Here is a 16,432-nt window from a genome sequence, read left to right on the forward strand (position 1 = left end):
CCGTGCGGCCGCGCATCATTGCTTCGCGGCCAGGCTGTCGTGGTTGTCGGTCTGCGGCTTCTTCTCGCCGCCATGCACCGAGATCTCGTGTAGCTCCTTGTTGCGCGCGATGAGCTCGCCGGTCGGCGGGTACTGCGTCTTGCTGATCGGCACGATGCCGTCGTGCTGCGCCTGCTTCAGCTCGTTGACCACTTGCGTGCGTGACTTGCCCTGCGTTTGCGTCTGGGCGAATGCGGCCTGCGTGGCCATGCCGAGCGACAGCGTGGCGACGACGAACCATGCTGCGAGGTTTGCGCTTTTCATTGAATGCTCTCCTAGATCAGGGCCGCCGGGGTGGCGAACCATGGACCCAGTATGCGAAAGCAGCCATGCGTGATCGTGATCGCGAGATGAAAAATGCGTCAGATTGCGGGGCGCGAGCGGGCCCCGTGTGGACACACCCGACATGACGCAACCGTCATGTTCGCGTCATGGGTGCGATGAGCGGGAAGCGGAACATAAAGTCTGCCGTTGGCCGAGCGTGCCGGCGGCGTGCATGCCGGTCGCGATAGCGGCATCGATCGCGGGCGGCGCCGTTCAGCTCTTCATTCCGGACCGAAAATTGCATCGTCCCGTCATTCGCCTCGCCTTGACCGCAGCCTTGATCGTCCCGTTGTTCGCGGGCTGTGCGCCGACACGTTCCGACACTGCGACCTCTGCCGCCGCAGTCGGCCGCAAACCCGTGCCGTCGGGCCCGATGCCCGGCGAGCAGGTCGACTATGCCGGGCATCGCTGCGGCAATCCGAACCTGTATGTGAAAACGCATCCGTGCGTGTACCCGCAGCGCAATTCGGTGCGGTGAGTGTCGGACACGCGTAAAAAAACGGCCCGACACTCGACGAGCCCGGGCCTAATGCGTGATCGTGCCGTGCGGCAGCGACCCGCTGCGTGGGTGGGAACGGGCAGGGCCCGTGACGCGTTCGATGGTAGCGACGCGGCGCATCGCGAACCTGATCGCAACATGACATTTTTGTCAGCCGGCGCTGCGCCGGCCACCGCACTCCATACGAAGAGGAGCATACGATGCGTACTATCGCAAAAGGGATCGTGCTGGCGGCGTGTCTGATGTCGACGGCGGCAATGGCCGCAGGCTGGCCGGAACGTGCGCTGTCGCACGCATCGGCGCACGACGTTGGCAGTCGCGTGAACGAGCGGATGCGCTGCGAGTTGGCCGCCGTGCCGGCTGGCGCGTGGACCGCGACATTCGCGCGCGGGCAATGCGAAGTCGCCAGCGGCCGGCTGACGTTCGTGCCGGCCGATGCCGGCGACGCGCCGACCGTCGCGGAGAAACGGATCGTGCTCGGCGACGTCCGTAGCGCGTCGCATCAGTCGCGCAAGCTCAAGGAACAACTGCAACTGACGACGCGCGACGAAGTGATCGCGCTGAACGTGCTGACCGACGACGGCAGCCGCAAGTCGCGCGAACATGCGATCGACCTGTGGACCGCGCTGCGCAACGAGGGCGTCACGCCGGTCAACGGCACACGTATCGTCGATACCTATCCGACCGGCGCGACGACGTGGTAACCGTCGCGCCATCGCGCGCGGCTTACCCGGCCTTCACCGATCCTTCGATCAGGAAGAACACGATGAAGCCGATGAAGAACGAAGCCGTCGCGAACGGCGTTTCGGGCACCTCGTGCGCTTCGACCAGCAGTTCTTCGGTGACGAGGTACAGCAGCGCGACGGTACCCAGCCCCAGAAGGGCAGCATAGATATTCGCGGGCAGTCCGGCGAACGCCGCATTGCCGGCAACGGCCGCGACGCTCAGCAGCGCCGCGAGCACGACCGGTACGACGATCGACAGCATGCGGCCGATGCCGGCCGCGGCCAAGGCCGCGCTGACCGACAGCGCGAGGAACAGCACCTCGAGCGTCAGCGCGACGGTCAGGATGATCCCGCTTTCGTCGCTCGCGGAAAACGCGATGCCGAGCACGAGGCCGTCGACGACGAGGTCGATCGCGGTGACGATGATCAGGCTCACCGGCAAGCGCGCTTCCTCGAAACGTGTCTCGATCGCACCGGAGAGCGCGCGGATCGCAAGCATCAGCGCGATGCCGAGCACGAAGCCGACGACAACCGGAAACAGCGCATGCGCACGGTCCTGCGGCAGCAATTCGAGCGCGGCGGCTGCGAACACGATGCCGCCGGTGAAATGCTGGATCGCGCTCGACGTTTTCGGGCCGGGCGCGCGCCACGCGGCCGCGAGCGCGCCAAAACAGGCCGCCAGCACGGGCGGTAACGTGAGCAGCGCAAGCTTTGCGGTCGGTGTCATGCGGTCTCTCGGCGGTTGGCGTATCGCAGCGCAGGGGGCGTTGCACGATCGTACGCGCCGGGCGTCGCCCCGGCATCAACCGGGGATTGAACACCTTGAAGCCGCTCCAGGGTCAAGCGGTTCGATGCGGGCGCACCGGCAAGCCGGCGCGCCCGTTTCGCTCAAAGCTGCGCGAGCGCCTGGTCGAGATCGGCGAGCAGGTCGTCGATATGCTCGATGCCGATCGACAGCCGCACCGTTTCCTCCTTCACGCCGGCCTTCGCGAGTTCGGCCGGCGACAACTGACGGTGCGTGGTCGATGCCGGATGCGTCGCGAGCGACTTCGTGTCGCCGATGTTGACGAGCCGCGTGAACAGCTTCAGCGCATCCTGGAACTTCGCGCCGCCGTCGTGGCCGCCCTTCACGCCGAACGTCAGGATGCCCGGCGCACGGCCCGACAGGTAGCGGGCGACGAGCGGATGGTCGGGGTGATCGGGCAGGCCCGCATAATTCACCCATTCGACGTGTTCGTGGCGCGCGAGATGCTGCGCGACCTTCAGCGCGTTGTCGCTGATGCGCTCGACCCGCAGCGCGAGCGTCTCGATTCCCTGCAGGATCTGGAACGCATTGAATGGCGAGATCGCCGCGCCCATGTTGCGCAGCGGCACCACGCGGGCGCGGCCGATATACGCGGCCGGCCCGAACGCTTCGGTATAGACGACGCCGTGATAGCTGACGTCCGGCTCGTTGAGCCGCTTGAAGCGGTCCGCGTGCTCGGCCCACGGGAACTTGCCCGAATCGACGATCGCGCCGCCGAGGCTCGTGCCGTGCCCGCCGAGATACTTCGTCAGCGAATGCACGACGATGTCCGCGCCGTGCTGGAACGGGCGCAGCAGGTACGGCGACGGCACCGTGTTGTCGACGATCAGCGGGATGCCGCGGCGATGCGCGACCTCGGCGAGCGCGGCGATGTCGGTGACGTTGCCGAGCGGGTTGCCGACCGATTCCGCGAAGATCGCCTTCGTGCGCGCGTCGATCAGCGGCTCGAACGACGCGGGGTCGCGTGGGTCGGCGAAGCGCGTGGTGATTCCGTATTGCGGCAGCGTGTGCGCGAACAGGTTGTAGGTGCCGCCGTACAGCGAACTCGCGGACACGATGTTGTCGCCCGCTTCGGCGATCGTCTGGATCGCGTACGTGACGGCGGATTGCCCCGACGCGAGCGCGAGCGCGCCGATACCGCCCTCGAGCGCGGCGATCCGCTGCTCGAGCACGTCCGTCGTCGGGTTCATGATCCGCGTGTAGATGTTGCCCTGGACCTTCAGGTCGAACAGGTCCGCGCCGTGCTGCGTGTCGTCGAATGCGTACGCAACGGTCTGGTAGATCGGGACGGCGACCGCGCGCGTGGTCGGGTCGGGACGATAACCGCCGTGCACTGCGATGGTTTCGAGGCGCCAGTTCGATACGGCCTGATCGGTCATGGGTGCTCCTTCTGTTGTTGTGATGGTCGAGCGATTATAGGAGCACGTACGCGGCAACCCTTAGAACGAATGGTTTGTTGCTTATGGCGGGGCGGTGCATAAAATGCCTTCTTCCGCACACAAGGGATACGTGATGAATCAGGATCATTGGAACCAGGTGGATGCTTATTTTTCCGCGACGCTCGTGCCGTCGATTTCGATCGTCGGCGCCGCGTGACATGACGCCGGTACGCCCGTGCGGGCGTACCGCATGCTAGCTCTCGTCGGGATTCGAGTCGCTGCACTGGTCGGGATCGTCGCGCAACAGAATGCGGCGGATGCGGCCGTTGTCGTAGAACGGCACGTCGGGGCAGAACTTCATGCCGGCGCGTGTTGACGTGCGTTTCCAAGCGACCTTTTCGGTACGCACGAGCGTCGGGGCGCTGCCCGCCGCGCCCGGTTTCCAGATGTCGATATACACGCGCGACATCTGCGGCGAATCGCCCACCTCGCAATCCTTCGGGGCACCGAGCGTCGAGCGCAGTCCGGCATCGGTCTGCTCGATGCGTTGCGGAAACTCGATGTAACCGTCGCCGTAGCCGGGTACGACGTAGCAATAGCGACGCGTATTCCCGTCGAGCACGGGCAGCAAGTAGCTGCTCGCCGAGTCGACCTCCTTCACGTCGTTGCCCTGCCAGCGGTACGTCGTCACGCCGTGCTCGCAGCAGCTCGCGCGCCAGTTCGTCCATATGATCCGGTGCACCGGATCGAAATCCGGCGACGTGATGTCTTGCAGTCCCTGCGGCGCATCGACGAAGCGCCGCGTCTTCGGGTTGAAGATCCACGTCTGGTACGGAATGTTCGGGCTCGCCCCCATCCCTTGCGCAAGCATCAGGTCGGGCCAGCCGTCGAAGTTCACGTCGGCGAATTCGGGCGTGGGCAGGCCGCAGGTGCCTTGCGAATCCGTCTGCAGTGTCTGCACGAGGCGGCCGCGGTCGTACAGGCGAATCGCGAAGACGTGCGGCGGGTCGTTGCACGAACTGCTGTCGTCCGGCAGCTTGTCGGCGACGAGGCGGATCTCGTAAGGGAACGGCCTGCCGTCCTGTTTCGGTGCGAGCGAGACGGGCAGCGTGCGCTTGCCGTCCGGCGATGCCCACGTGCCGGTCACGGCGTTGTCGAGGGATGCCGCGCGCCACGTACCCGTTACGCGATCGGCATTGGCTTTCGCGCCGCTGTCGCGTTCCGAAAGCGTGACACCGTGCGCGTCGAGCGTTCCCTTCAACGCGAGCCGATAGCGTTTGTCGGACGTGCAGGGCGCGTAGCAGTACGAGCCCGATACCGTGTCGGCCACGCGCGACAGCGAGACTTCGACATGCCGGTTGCCGATCGTGCCGGTCCAGTTACGCGACCAGAACGGGATTTCGACTGAATCGCCGGTGCTTGCCGCGTTTGCTGGCGAGAAGGCGAACGCGGTGACTGCGGTGACGGTGACCAGCGCGAACGCACGCGCGCCACGCCAGCCGCGCGTGCGCCGCGTCGCGGTCGGGTTGCGCGACGCGTCGATGAACGGGAGATACATGGTACGGCCCCTCGGTTTGTTATCGGTTATGTCTGCCGGCGTGTTTCGGTGCGATGCGTGCGTCAGCGGTTTCCTGCCGCATCGGCCCGGCGATACAGGCGCGGCCATTGGTCCCGGAACAGGCCGTTGCACGTGCTGTGCGTCGCGAGGCCGTCGAGTGCGAAGCGCCGACCGTCGAAAACCCACGACGCGGTCGAGCCGCAATCGCCCGCGCTGCGCAGCCGGACCGTGCTCGACAGCGTCGCGCTCGCGGGATCGTAGCCGGCGTCGGTTAGTTCGTTCGCGAACGACGCAGCATCGAGGCCCGCGCTCGCGTTCTCGCCGAAGTTCATCGCGGCCGGCGTGTAGGGTGCGGTGCGTCGCACGCGATACCACAGGTCGGTGTGGTTATACAGGCTACTTGTCTGGCACGGGATCGCGACGAGTGCCTCGTCGGACGAAATCGCGACGGCTCTCGACGCTTTCCTGCGATCGCTCGCCGACATTTCGTCTTCGACATCGGCCGCGCATTGCTTCACGTCGGCGCCGAATTTCGCGAGTACCGCGTCGACGAGCGGCCGCTGTTCGGCGGCCGACAGATTCGACACGGGCGGCGGGGCGGGCGTGACAGCGGGCGGCAACGCGGGCGCGGCCGGTACCGACGACGCAGGCTTGAGGCCCGGGCGCAGCAACGCCGTGACCGTGCCGACGCGGCCCTGCGTGTCGTCGATCAGCAGCAGCGCGGCATTCAGTCCCGACAACGGCGTGCGAGCGGCGGGCGCCGATGCCGGATCGCCGAAGCTCAGCAGTTGCGCATTGCGCGCCGCGGCGAGCCACGCAGCCACCGTTGCCGGATCGTTGGTCCGGATTCGGAACGGGTGCGCCTCGTCGTCGGCTTTGTCGCCGAACGCATGCCATTGCGCCGGCATCGCATCGAACGGCCGGCCATCGACGCGTGCGGTGCGCAAGTCGACCGGCGCCGATGCGTAGAGATCGAGCGAGGGCTGCGCGTCCGGGCCGGCATCGCGCGTCACGCGCAGGATCAGGCCGGTGCGTGCATCGTCGATATCGTCGGCATGGCTTTCCGCGATACAGCGATTGCCGTTGTCGCAGACGACCGACCAGCTCTTGAATTCGCGCTCGACCGGCGGCCGCGCGAGCGGGCGAGCCTGGGCAACGATCGGGGAAACGGCGAGGAGGGCGGCGATGGCGAGCGAAAGGCGGTGCGACATGACGGTTCGTATCGACTGTGGATGGGCGCGCGGAAGACGTCGGGCTGCAAGCATATCGTCAGCAGGCGGGCAGGTCGAAGGCTGCGGCGCATGCGGCGGCGCGCGTCACCGAACGACATCGAGTATACCGCCGCAATGCGTTGCGATCGTGAAGACGACGCGCAGTGTGCGGGCACGAGCGTTGCTCGCGTGCATGGGCCGGGCAGGTGCGGATGCAAATACGGCGCGATGCCCGCAGGCGTCGCGCCGTTCGTCTTTCATCGATCGTCGACCACGTCGCGCAGGAACGCGTCGAGCATCGCCACGTCGCCCCATGGCCGCTTGTATTCGCGATCGTGTTCGGCATCGGCGAGCATCGTCTCGACGAGCGCGTGGATCGCCGGCCGGCGCGGCCCGTATTCGCTTTCGTTCGCGCTCATCTTCAGCGCGAGCAACGCGTCGAGTTCCGCGCGCACCGCCGGCTCGTGCACCGTGCCGTCGACGAGATCCACGAAGCGCATCGGCGGCATCCCGAGCCCGGAGTCGATCCAGCGTACCGCGAGCAGCGGCCGCAGCACGTACAGGTACTTCTTGTAACGCACCGTGTCGCCTTGCAGGTAGCCGCGAAAGTTCTTCTTGGCCATCGCGAGGTAGTGATGACGCCCGCGCACCGGCGAGAAGAACGCCGACGCCAGCGACCTGAGCCGCGGCGCCCAGCGCGCGTCTTCGCGATACACGACGGGCGAGTCGAGCCATTCGAGCAGCGTCGGGTTCGAGCGGCGCAGCAGTTGCAGCGCCTTGCGCAGTTCCCAACCGCTGACGTCGAGTTCGTCGTCGAGTGGCCGCTCGATCACGTCGCGCTGCGGTTCGACGCTCAGGTACCAGTCGCGCCGGTGTGCATACACGAAGCGCACGTCGTAGTCGCTGTCCGGCGATGCGAAGCCCCAGCCGCGGCTGCCCGATTCGCATGCGAACAGCACGGTCACGTCGTGGCGGCGCTCGACTTCCGCGAGTTCTGCCATCACGCGCGCCCGCACGGCCGGATCGACCGGGTGCGCGCTGCGCACGGGCGTCAATTGTTCCGTTTTCATTGTTGTTTCCCTTTTGTTGCGCGCGGCCGCCGGCCATTGGCCGCGCACCGCGCTATCCTTTCACGCACACCACCTGGCGCAGTGTATGCACGACTTCGACGAGGCTGCGCTGGGCCGCCATCACCGCGTCGATGTCCTTGTACGCCATCGGAATTTCATCGACGACGCCCGCGTCCTTCCGGCATTCGACGCCCTGCGTCGCCTTCGCCTGATCGTCGGCCGTGAAGCGGCGCTTCGCTTCGGTGCGGCTCATCGTCCGGCCCGCGCCGTGGCTGCACGAGCAGAAGCTTTCCGGATTGCCGAGCCCGCGCACGATGAAGCTCTTCGCGCCCATCGACCCCGGAATGATCCCGAGCTGCCCCTTCTGCGCGGACACCGCGCCCTTGCGCGTGACGAGCACCTCTTCGCCGAAGTGGCGTTCGCGCTGCACGTAGTTGTGGTGGCAGTTCACCGCGTGCTCGTCGACCGAAAACGGCTTCGCGATCACGCCGCGCGCCGCGCCGATCACCGCGTCCATCATCGCCTGCCGGTTGCGCCGCGCGTAGTCCTGCGCCCAGCCGACCGCCTCGACGTAATCGTCGAAGTGCCGGCTGCCCTCGGTGAAATACGCGAGATTGCGGTCCGGCAGGTTCGCGATGTGCTGCCGCATGTCGGCCTGCGCGAGTTCGATGAACAGGCTGCCGATCGCATTGCCGACGCCGCGCGAGCCGCTGTGCAGCATGAACCACACGCGGTCCGCTTCGTCGATGCACACTTCGATGAAGTGGTTGCCGGTGCCGAGCGTGCCGAGATGCGCGTAGTGGTTCGTCTTTTCCAGCTTCGGATACTTGTCGACGATCCGCTGGAAGCCCGGTTGCAGCGACTTCCATGCTTCGGTCACGGTGGCCGGCGCGCGATCGCCCCATGCGCCCGGATCGCGGCGGCCCGGCGCGCGGCCGTGCGGCACCGCGCGTTCGATCGCGCCGCGCAGCCCACCAAGCGAATCCGGCAGGTCGGACGCCGTCAGCGTCGTGCGCGCGGCCATCATCCCGCAGCCGATGTCGACGCCGACCGCGGCCGGGATGATCGCGCCCTTCGTCGGAATCACGCTGCCGATCGTCGAACCCTTGCCGAGGTGCACGTCCGGCATCACCGCGACGTGGCCGAAGATGAACGGCATTTGTGCCGTGTTGCGCAGTTGCGCGCGCGCTTCTTCCTCGACGGCGACGCCTTGCGTCCACATCTTCACCGGCTTGCCGTTCGCCAGTTCCATCACCTGATAATCCATGTCCGTCATTTGCTTCACCTGATTCATTTCGGTATCCGGCGCGAGTCACGTGCATCGCGCCGGATCCTGCATTACGTGCCCTTGATGCTGACGAGTCCGTTCAGCACCTGATCGAGGCCGCCGAACACCGAGATGCGGTCGATCCGTTCCGCGACGCGCTCGAGCGTTTCCAGCTCCTTGAGCCGCAGCGCGGTCGGGTTCTCTTCCATCACCTTCGCGGTGTTCAGCAGCGAACGCGTGGCCGCCGTTTCCTCGCGGCGGCGAATCACGTTCGCCTGCGCGGACTTCTCCGCCTCGACCACCTGCGCGAGGATCGTCTTCATGTCGCCCGGCAGCACGATATCCTTCACGCCGACGCTGCGCACGTCCAGGCCCGAACCGTCGAGACGGGCGCGTACTTGCGCGATCACGACGTCGTCGAGCGACTGCTTGTCCTCCAGCAGCTCGTCGAGCGAGCGCGTGCCGACCGCCGAGCGCAGCGCGAACTGCAACTCGCGATACAGGTGTTCGACCGGCTTCTGCAACTGGCCGAACGCATGCAGCACGTCCGCATAGCGCCACGTCGCCGACAGGTTCAGCCGCAGCGCGACCTTGTCGCGCGTGAGGATTTCCTGCCCGCCGACTTCGATCGCCTGCACGCGCAGATCGACCAGCTCGACCGCGACGTCGCGGTTGAAGCGCCAGAACGCCGACGTGCCCGCGTCCAGCAACCGCTCGATCTTGCCGTCGATCTTCAGTACACCGACGTGGTACGCCGGCACCTGCGCCAGCAGCACGCCCGTCAGGCCGGCCACGCCGCGCGCACGCAGCGACGGTTGCGCGATGCGCTTCACGAGCGCGTCGGGCAGCATGCTGTGCTGCGCGAGATCGACACGTTCCAGCCGATGCGCGGTCAGGCCGCGCCAGTACAGCCGGCGCGTGCCCGGCGCGAGGATCTCGACGAGCACGTCGTCTTCGTAGCGCAGGCCCGCTTCATCGTCGGCGAGATCCATCGCGACGAAATACTGCGCGAGCACATCCTGTGCGTCGTGACGCAGATAGTCGGCCAACGCTTCGTCGGCGAGCGGCGCGTCGAGACGCGCGGTCTGCACCGACAAACGCTTGAACGGATCGAAGGCCTTGAACACGCCCGGTTCCAGCACCTTCACGAAATCGCCCTCATTCATCAGCAGCGCGCGCTCGTTCTTTTTCACTACATGTCGCATCCACATATTCTTGTCCTTTTCTTCAATGGCCGCCGGGTGGCGCGCATCGTGCGGATCGCGGTGCGACGCAATCGGGCGGGCGGCGCGCTGGCCGGCGTCGAAGCACAGGGCGACGCGTGTGGCATTGCGTCGTCGTGCGCCTTCGTGCGCTGGCCGTGTGGCCGCCCGGCCGATCGCGCGGAACTGCAACCGGTCCGACGCGCGGCGGGCCTTGCGGCCCGCACCGGCGGGTACTGCTTTTCATACGAGACCGTCCTTGCGGACAGCGTTCGAGCGGGATTTGAACCCGCCACCGGCCGGCTTTCGCCGGCTGCTCCACCTGGCTGAGCTTCCGAACAATGGGCGCTCCGGGATTCGAACCCGGACGAAGCATCCTGACGCGCGCCCGTTTGCCTTCGTCTGTCCATGGCGGCATGCGCTGCGGCGACGAACGAGGTTCGGCGGCGGCGCACCAGCAGGGCTTGTTGAACCCTGGCTCGTGGGCCAGCGGGACATCCGGCGTCTTCTATTTAGCGAGGAGCGTGCCAGCGGGCGTGCCGGGGCTTTGTGGATTTTTTAAACGATTGAAAACAAAAGGGATTTATCTATTGTGCGTGGCTGGAGATCGACGTCGTGCCCAAAGGGTCATCACGATAATACGATATAATCGGATCGCCTCTTATCCTGCGAGATAAATATGCGAAAGACTGTCGCCATCGGGTTTCTCGGCACGGTGCTCGACCAGGGTGGCCGCGCGCCGCGCCGTTACCGCAAATGGCGGCCGACGATTTCGTTGTGCGAGCAGCCGGAGTTGCCGATCGATCGGTTGGAACTGCTGCATTCGCCGGACTACACGCGTCTCGCCAACCAGGTGCGGGACGATCTCGCGCGCGTGTCGCCGCACACCGACGTGCGGCTCACGTCGGTCACGATCCGCGATCCGTGGGATTTCGAGGAGGTCTATGCGACGCTGCACGACTACGCACGCGCATATCCGTTCGACCTCGAACACGAGGATTACCTGATCCACATCACGACCGGCACGCACGTCGCGCAGATCTGCTGGTTCCTGCTGGCGGAAGCGCGCTACCTGCCCGCGCGCCTCGTGCAGACGGGGCCGCCGCAGCGGACCGACGAAGGGCCGAGCGGGCCGGGCACCATCTCCGTGATCGATCTCGACCTGTCCCGCTACAACCGGATCGCGCAGCGCTTCACGCGCGAGCGCGACGAAACGGTGTCGTTCCTGAAGGCCGGCATCGCGACGCGCAACGCGCGCTTCAATGCGCTGATCGAGCAACTCGAGCGCGTGGCCGTGCGTTCGCGCGCGCCGATGCTGCTGGTCGGGCCGACGGGGGCCGGCAAGTCGTTTCTCGCGAAGCGCGTGTACGAGCTGAAGCGCGGCCGGCATCGGCTCGCGGGGCCGTTCATCGAGATCAACTGCGCGACGCTGCGCGGCGACGCGGCGATGTCGACGCTGTTCGGTCACGTGAAGGGCGCGTTCACCGGCGCGCAGTCGGCGCGGGCGGGGCTGCTGCGCGCCGCGGACGGCGGCCTGCTGTTTCTCGACGAGATCGGCGAACTCGGGCTCGACGAGCAGGCGATGCTGCTGAAGGCGATCGAGGAGAAGCGCTTCCTGCCGGTGGGCGCGGACGTCGAGGCGACCAGCGATTTCGAGCTGATCGCGGGCACCCATCGCGACCTGCGGCAGATGGTGGCGGCCGGGACGTTCCGCGAGGATCTCTATGCACGGATCAACCTGTGGACCTACGAACTGCCGGGGCTCGCCGAGCGCCGCGAGGACATCGAGCCGAACCTCGAATTCGAGCTCGACCGTTTCGGCCGCGAGCAGGGCGAGCAGGTGCGGTTCAACGTGGAGGCGAAGCGGCGCTATCTCGCGTTCGCGACATCGCCGCGGGCGGCGTGGGCCGGCAATTTCCGCGAATTATCGGCCTCGGTCACGCGGATGGCGACGCTGGCCGATGCCGGGCGGATTACCGAGGCGCTTGCCGAGCAGGAAGTCGAACGGCTGACGCGCACGTGGTCGTCGCCGGGCGGCGCGGGGGTAGCCGATGCATGCGTCGATGCGGTGTTCGGCGCGCGTGCGGCGGAACTCGACCTGTTCGACCGGGCGCAGCTCGAACGCGTGCTCGACGTGTGTCGGACGTCGGCGAGCCTGTCGGAAGCCGGGCGCACGCTGTTCGCGGTGTCGCGGCAGAGCAAGAAGCAGCCGAACGATGCCGACCGGCTGCGCAAGTATCTCGCGCGGTTCGGGCTCGATTGGGACGGTGTGCGGCGTGCGCTCGAGCGCGCGTGATGACGCGTGGCGAGCGAGGCGCATGACGTCTGCGCCGCGCCCGTTACGCGCGGCAGATCGCGATGATCTCCGCGCTGGTCGCTGCGTCGAACGGTGCGTGGTCCCAGTCGCCGCACCAGTCGGCCGACGCGAATCCGGCCGCCGTCACGCGCCGTTGCAAGTCGGGATGCGCGATGAAACGCAGCCGGCTCGTATTCGTCAGCACCGTGTCGTCGCGGCGGAAGCGGTAGTGCGTGTCGAACGTCACGATCGCGTCGTCGATCGCACGCACCGCGTGATGGAGATCGACGATGCCGAATGCGTGCGATTCGACGCTGCGTGCCGACTGCGCGGGCGTCCATGCTCGCCACGGTTCGGTGCGCGGGTTGCGGGTCTCGAACAGGAAGCGGCCGCCGTCCGCGAGTACGCGTCGCACGCCGCGCAGCGTCGCGTCGATATCGTCGTCGGTCAGCAGGCACTGAAACGCGTGCCCGGTCATCACGACCGCATCGAATCGCGCACCGGGCGGCAGGCCGTCGAGCGCGCACGCGAGCCAGCGGACGGCGGCGGCGCCCGGCTGCCGTCGCGCGTAATCGATCATCGCAGGCGCCGGATCGATCGCGACGACGTCATGCCCGGCCGCCGCGAGCCGTCGCGCGAACGTGCCGGTGCCGCAGCCGAGATCGAGAATGCGTTGCCGGGAGGCGCCGATCGCCGCGGCATAGAACGCGAAGTCCCGATCGCCCGCGTTGAACAGGTCGTACACCGCGACGAGGCGCGGGTCAGTGTAGAGCAGATCCGCGTCGGTGCGCGTCATGCGGTCGCGCCCATCAGCGCTGCTGCACGGCCACGCGCAGCCCGAGCGCAATGAAGATCGAGCCGATGATCCTGCCCTGCCAGCGCGTGAGCCACGTGAGCCGCTTCACGATGCGGCCGAGCGGGCGGATCGAGCACGCGATCAGCGTCGTGTAGAGCGAGCTGAGCACGACGAAGATCAGCCCGAGCACCGCGAACTGCACGAACGTCGAGCCACGTTCCGGATGCACGAACTGCGGCATGAACGCGAGAAAGAACAGCGCGGTTTTCGGATTCAGCACTTCGGCGGGAATCGCCTGCAAGTACGCGTTGAGCGGCGTGACGGCCGCCACCCGCGGCAGCGACGGATCGGACGGCTTCTCCAGCAGCGCGCGCACGCCGAGATAGATCAGGTACGCGGCGCCGATCAGCTTCACGATGTTGAACGCGAGCGCCGACGTCATCAGCAGCGCGGACAGCCCGACGGCCGCGAACAGCGTATGCACGAAGTCGCCACTCGCGACGCCGAGGCCGGTCAGGATACCGGTCGTGCGCCCGCCCTGCACGGTGCGGCTCAGCACGAGCAGCACGGCGGGGCCGGGGATCAGGAACAGGCCCAGAACGACGGCCGTGAAGGTGGTCAGCGTGGTCAGGTCGAACATGGCGGCTCCGGCGGGTTGGCGCGGCGGCAAGGGGATCGGCGCATTGTATTCGGTTCGGCGCGCGGCCGCTGACGCCCCCGAACGGCGCGGCTGCGCCGGCGCCTTTCTGGTATAAGCACGACAGGACGCACCGGCGTCCGGCCTTTTTCACAGCCTATCGTTTCATGCGCGACCTTCCATCGATCACCGATCCCGCCGCGGACACCGACGTCGATCACGTGCCGCGTCCGCTCGTCGTGTTCGGCGGCTCCGTCGTCGAGCCCGAATGGCGGCTGGAGCGGCACAGCCATCGACAGGCGCAACTGCTCTACACGCTGACCGGCGTCGTCTATTGCGAGATCGACGGCGGCGTGTGGACCGCGCCGCCGCAATGCACGGTCTGGATTCCCGGCGATGTCGCGCATGCGGCGCGCGGCTCGGCCGGCGCGACCTTCTACGCGGTGCTGGTCGAACCCGACGCGGCGCTCGACTTGCCCAAGCGCTGTTGCACGCTGGGCATGTCGCCGCTGTTGCGCGAGCTGCTGCTGAAGGCGGCCAGTTTCCCGAACCTGTACGACGTCGACGGGCCGCAAGGGCGGCTGGTCGCGACGCTGCTCGACGAGCTCGTCGCGGCGCCGGTCGAGGACTTGTACCTGCCGATGCCGGCCGACCGCCGGCTGCGCAAGCTGATCGACCATCTGCTCGACGATCCGGCCGACAAGTCGCCGCTGCCCGAGCTCGCGCGGCGTGCGGGCATCAGCGAGCGCAGCCTGACGCGCCTCGCGACGAAGGAGCTCGGGATGAGCCTCGGCGACTGGCGCCGTCGGCTGCACGTCGCGCTGTCGCTGCGGATGCTGACGACCGGCCGTCGCGTGCATCAGATCGCGATCGATCTCGGCTACGAGAGCGCAAGCAGCTTCGTCACGATGTTCCGCAAGGCGACCGGCAAGCCGCCGACGCAATTCCTCACCGATCGGCAGCGCTGAACCGCCGGGCCGCACGCGCCCGTTTGGCCGGATTGAAAAAGCAGTTGGCCGGGACGAGAAATGACGCACGCGGTCTCGATCCATAGAATGAGAATCGTTCTCATCTGGAGGTCGACATGCAAATCGTCACGACTGAATTCCCGTTTGTCTGGCTGCGTTACAGCGGCTCGACCCACACCGATCCCGCCCGCCTGATTGCCGAACTCGACGCACTGCTCGCGCGCCGCGAACGCTTCGTTCTTCTGACCGACGATGCGCCGTCCGGCGACGATCGCGCCAATAACGATCACGAGATGCGCAAGCAGCTCGCGAAGTGGAGCAAGGCCAACCGTGCGCTGTCGCGCGAACGGATCCCCGGGATGATCGCGATCGAGCCCGATGCGGCGCGGCGCGTGGCGCTCAATGCCTTTTCGGGCGCCTTCGAGAAGGTCTGGGGTTATCCGCTGAACGCGGCGGCGAGCCGCGACGACGCGCTGGCGCTCGCGCAACGGCTGCTCGCCGAACCGGCGCCCGGCGTCGCGGCGGCGAACGCCTGACCCGGCGGCCGCGCCGGTCGCGCGGCTTGCGTCGACATCGACACGCACGCGCGGTGCGCGAACGCCCGCGCCGCGGCCTGTCGCAACCCCGTAGAGGTGTCCGGTGGACAATCCGATCCGCGCGATGCGCATCTTCACGCGCATCGTCGAAATGAACAGCTTTACCCGTGCCGCGCAGGCGCTCGGCATCTCGCGCGCCACCGCGACGCGCACCGTGCAGGAGCTCGAAGCGGCGCTCGGCATGCCGCTGCTGGTGCGCACGACGCGCGCGTTGCGGGCCACGCCCGAAGGCGACGCGTATTACCGGCGCTGCGTCAGCATCACCGCGGACGTCGACGAGCTCGAAGCCAGCATTCGCGGCGCCGCGGTGCATCCGAGCGGGCCGCTGCGCGTGGAATTGCCGGCGTCGGTGGCGGGCGCGATCGTGCTGCCGGCGCTCGGCGAATTCCATGTGCGGCATCCCGATCTCGAACTGATGCTCGCCGTGGCCGGGCGCGCGGGCGATCGCATCGGCGACGCGATCGACTGCAGTATCCGGCTCGGTGCGCTGCCCGATTCGTCGCTCGTCGCGCGCCGGCTCGGCTCGCTCGAGCGCGTGACGTGCGCGAGCCCCGCGTATCTCGACCGCTTCGGCGTGCCGCGCACGCCCGACGATCTGGGCGGGCATCGCGCGGTAGGCGGGTCGCACGTCTTCGGCCAGCGTCCGGCCGAGCTCGAGTTCGCGGTGGACGACGCGGTGCGCAAGGTGCGGCTCGACGGCATCGTCGGCGTGGACGACGAGCAGGCGTATCTCGCCTGCGGCGTGCACGGCCTCGGGCTGATCCAGCCGACGCGCGTCGCCGCGCAGGCGCTGATCGACGCGGGGCGGTTGCGGGAAGTGCTGGCGCGCTGGCAGCCCGATGCGCTGGCCGTGTCGGTCGTCTACGTGAAGCGCCCGCATGTGTCGCCCGGCGTGCGCGCGTTCGTCGACTGGATCGCCGAGCGTTTCGTGCAGGCCGGACACGAGCAGGCAGGGCTGGCGGCGGCGGGGGCGGTGGGGTGGCGGCCGGCGCCGGGTGCAGTCGTTACCCCCGATCGCTACGGCGGGCTGGTGGCGGTGGCGTGACGGCGGGATGCGGAC

16 protein-coding genes and 1 tRNA gene are annotated in these 16,432 nt (G+C 67.5%); 6 read left to right on the plus strand and 11 right to left on the minus strand.

What is annotated here, in order from left to right; genetic code table 11:
* Positions 1-15: 15 nt before the first annotated feature.
* Positions 16-303, minus strand: a complete 288-nt coding sequence (locus tag CFB52_RS18535; protein ID WP_060311576.1) for a DUF4148 domain-containing protein — start codon at positions 301-303, stop codon at positions 16-18.
* Positions 304-535: 232 nt separating this feature from the next.
* Here CFB52_RS18535 and CFB52_RS18540 point away from each other — a divergent pair, with 232 nt between their 5' ends.
* The gene (locus CFB52_RS18540; RefSeq protein ID WP_099317147.1) at positions 536-841 is read left to right on the plus strand and encodes a hypothetical protein; all 306 of its coding nucleotides are present in this window, start codon (positions 536-538) and stop codon (positions 839-841) included.
* Between the two features lie 221 nt (positions 842-1,062).
* Positions 1,063-1,566, plus strand: coding sequence for a hypothetical protein (locus CFB52_RS18545; RefSeq protein WP_060967872.1), 504 nt, complete (start codon positions 1,063-1,065; stop codon positions 1,564-1,566).
* A gap of 22 nt (positions 1,567-1,588) precedes the next feature.
* On the opposite strand, the gene CFB52_RS18550 is transcribed toward CFB52_RS18545, so the two are convergent.
* From CFB52_RS18550 to CFB52_RS34675, 8 genes are all read right to left on the minus strand, one after another.
* Positions 1,589-2,314 carry a ZIP family metal transporter gene (locus CFB52_RS18550; RefSeq protein WP_060967871.1) on the minus strand — a complete coding sequence of 242 codons (726 nt, stop codon included), beginning with the start codon at positions 2,312-2,314 and terminating at the stop codon, positions 1,589-1,591.
* Positions 2,315-2,475: 161 nt separating this feature from the next.
* Positions 2,476-3,771, minus strand: coding sequence for an O-acetylhomoserine aminocarboxypropyltransferase/cysteine synthase family protein (locus tag CFB52_RS18555; RefSeq protein ID WP_099317148.1), 1,296 nt, complete (start codon positions 3,769-3,771; stop codon positions 2,476-2,478).
* 253 nt (positions 3,772-4,024) lie between these two features.
* Positions 4,025-5,329 carry a nitrite reductase gene (locus tag CFB52_RS18565; RefSeq protein ID WP_099317149.1) on the minus strand — a complete coding sequence of 435 codons (1,305 nt, stop codon included), beginning with the start codon at positions 5,327-5,329 and terminating at the stop codon, positions 4,025-4,027.
* 62 nt (positions 5,330-5,391) lie between these two features.
* The gene (locus tag CFB52_RS18570) at positions 5,392-6,540 is read right to left on the minus strand and encodes a DUF1176 domain-containing protein (RefSeq protein ID WP_099317150.1); all 1,149 of its coding nucleotides are present in this window, start codon (positions 6,538-6,540) and stop codon (positions 5,392-5,394) included.
* A gap of 257 nt (positions 6,541-6,797) precedes the next feature.
* Positions 6,798-7,610, minus strand: a complete 813-nt coding sequence (locus CFB52_RS18575; protein ID WP_059580270.1) for a nucleotidyltransferase domain-containing protein — start codon at positions 7,608-7,610, stop codon at positions 6,798-6,800.
* A 52-nt stretch (positions 7,611-7,662) separates the two neighbouring features.
* A complete protein-coding gene (locus tag CFB52_RS18580) occupies positions 7,663-8,886 on the minus strand; it encodes an RtcB family protein (protein ID WP_099317865.1) in 1,224 nt (407 codons plus the stop codon).
* 62 nt (positions 8,887-8,948) lie between these two features.
* On the minus strand, positions 8,949-10,088 hold the full coding sequence (locus CFB52_RS18585; RefSeq protein WP_099317866.1) for a slipin family protein: 1,140 nt from the start codon (positions 10,086-10,088) through the stop codon (positions 8,949-8,951).
* A 259-nt stretch (positions 10,089-10,347) separates the two neighbouring features.
* Positions 10,348-10,420: transfer RNA gene (locus tag CFB52_RS34675), tRNA-Phe, on the minus strand.
* 338 nt (positions 10,421-10,758) lie between these two features.
* Between CFB52_RS34675 and rtcR the strand changes: the two genes are divergently transcribed.
* Complete coding sequence (rtcR, locus tag CFB52_RS18590) at positions 10,759-12,375, plus strand: RNA repair transcriptional activator RtcR (RefSeq protein WP_099317151.1); 1,617 nt, start codon at positions 10,759-10,761, stop codon at positions 12,373-12,375.
* A 43-nt stretch (positions 12,376-12,418) separates the two neighbouring features.
* On the opposite strand, the gene CFB52_RS18595 is transcribed toward rtcR, so the two are convergent.
* Both CFB52_RS18595 and CFB52_RS18600 read right to left on the minus strand, forming a co-directional pair.
* Complete coding sequence (locus tag CFB52_RS18595) at positions 12,419-13,171, minus strand: bifunctional 2-polyprenyl-6-hydroxyphenol methylase/3-demethylubiquinol 3-O-methyltransferase UbiG (RefSeq protein WP_099317867.1); 753 nt, start codon at positions 13,169-13,171, stop codon at positions 12,419-12,421.
* A gap of 13 nt (positions 13,172-13,184) precedes the next feature.
* The gene (locus CFB52_RS18600) at positions 13,185-13,811 is read right to left on the minus strand and encodes a LysE family translocator (protein ID WP_059580281.1); all 627 of its coding nucleotides are present in this window, start codon (positions 13,809-13,811) and stop codon (positions 13,185-13,187) included.
* 164 nt (positions 13,812-13,975) lie between these two features.
* On the opposite strand from CFB52_RS18600, the gene CFB52_RS18605 reads away from it, so the two are divergent.
* The 3 genes from CFB52_RS18605 to CFB52_RS18615 all read left to right on the plus strand — a co-directional run bounded on the left by CFB52_RS18605 (position 13,976) and on the right by CFB52_RS18615 (position 16,417).
* Positions 13,976-14,776 carry a helix-turn-helix domain-containing protein gene (locus tag CFB52_RS18605; RefSeq protein WP_060311554.1) on the plus strand — a complete coding sequence of 267 codons (801 nt, stop codon included), beginning with the start codon at positions 13,976-13,978 and terminating at the stop codon, positions 14,774-14,776.
* Between the two features lie 116 nt (positions 14,777-14,892).
* A complete protein-coding gene (locus tag CFB52_RS18610; protein ID WP_060311551.1) occupies positions 14,893-15,312 on the plus strand; it encodes a hypothetical protein in 420 nt (139 codons plus the stop codon).
* 103 nt (positions 15,313-15,415) lie between these two features.
* On the plus strand, positions 15,416-16,417 hold the full coding sequence (locus CFB52_RS18615; protein ID WP_099317152.1) for a LysR family transcriptional regulator: 1,002 nt from the start codon (positions 15,416-15,418) through the stop codon (positions 16,415-16,417).
* Positions 16,418-16,432: the final 15 nt, after the last annotated feature.

The organism is Burkholderia sp. AU18528 (genome assembly GCF_002223215.2).
GTDB classification, from domain to species: Bacteria; Pseudomonadota; Gammaproteobacteria; order Burkholderiales; family Burkholderiaceae; genus Burkholderia; species Burkholderia semiarida.

Excerpts from the sequence above, each read along its gene's own strand:
- CFB52_RS18580 (WP_099317865.1), bottom strand. The coding sequence starts at position 8,886 with ATGACGGACATGGATTATCAGGTGATGGAACTGGCGAACGGCAAGCCG.
- rtcR (WP_099317151.1), top strand. The coding sequence starts at position 10,759 with ATGCGAAAGACTGTCGCCATCGGGTTTCTCGGCACGGTGCTCGACCAG.
- CFB52_RS18605 (WP_060311554.1), top strand. The coding sequence starts at position 13,976 with ATGCGCGACCTTCCATCGATCACCGATCCCGCCGCGGACACCGACGTC.
- CFB52_RS18535 (WP_060311576.1), bottom strand. The coding sequence starts at position 303 with ATGAAAAGCGCAAACCTCGCAGCATGGTTCGTCGTCGCCACGCTGTCG.
- CFB52_RS18600 (WP_059580281.1), bottom strand. The coding sequence starts at position 13,811 with ATGTTCGACCTGACCACGCTGACCACCTTCACGGCCGTCGTTCTGGGC.
- CFB52_RS18550 (WP_060967871.1), bottom strand. The coding sequence starts at position 2,314 with ATGACACCGACCGCAAAGCTTGCGCTGCTCACGTTACCGCCCGTGCTG.
- CFB52_RS18575 (WP_059580270.1), bottom strand. The coding sequence starts at position 7,610 with ATGAAAACGGAACAATTGACGCCCGTGCGCAGCGCGCACCCGGTCGAT.
- CFB52_RS18555 (WP_099317148.1), bottom strand. The coding sequence starts at position 3,771 with ATGACCGATCAGGCCGTATCGAACTGGCGCCTCGAAACCATCGCAGTG.
- CFB52_RS18540 (WP_099317147.1), top strand. The coding sequence starts at position 536 with ATGCCGGTCGCGATAGCGGCATCGATCGCGGGCGGCGCCGTTCAGCTC.
- CFB52_RS18570 (WP_099317150.1), bottom strand. The coding sequence starts at position 6,540 with ATGTCGCACCGCCTTTCGCTCGCCATCGCCGCCCTCCTCGCCGTTTCC.
- CFB52_RS18610 (WP_060311551.1), top strand. The coding sequence starts at position 14,893 with ATGCAAATCGTCACGACTGAATTCCCGTTTGTCTGGCTGCGTTACAGC.
- CFB52_RS18585 (WP_099317866.1), bottom strand. The coding sequence starts at position 10,088 with ATGTGGATGCGACATGTAGTGAAAAAGAACGAGCGCGCGCTGCTGATG.
- CFB52_RS18545 (WP_060967872.1), top strand. The coding sequence starts at position 1,063 with ATGCGTACTATCGCAAAAGGGATCGTGCTGGCGGCGTGTCTGATGTCG.
- CFB52_RS18595 (WP_099317867.1), bottom strand. The coding sequence starts at position 13,171 with ATGACGCGCACCGACGCGGATCTGCTCTACACTGACCCGCGCCTCGTC.
- CFB52_RS18565 (WP_099317149.1), bottom strand. The coding sequence starts at position 5,329 with ATGTATCTCCCGTTCATCGACGCGTCGCGCAACCCGACCGCGACGCGG.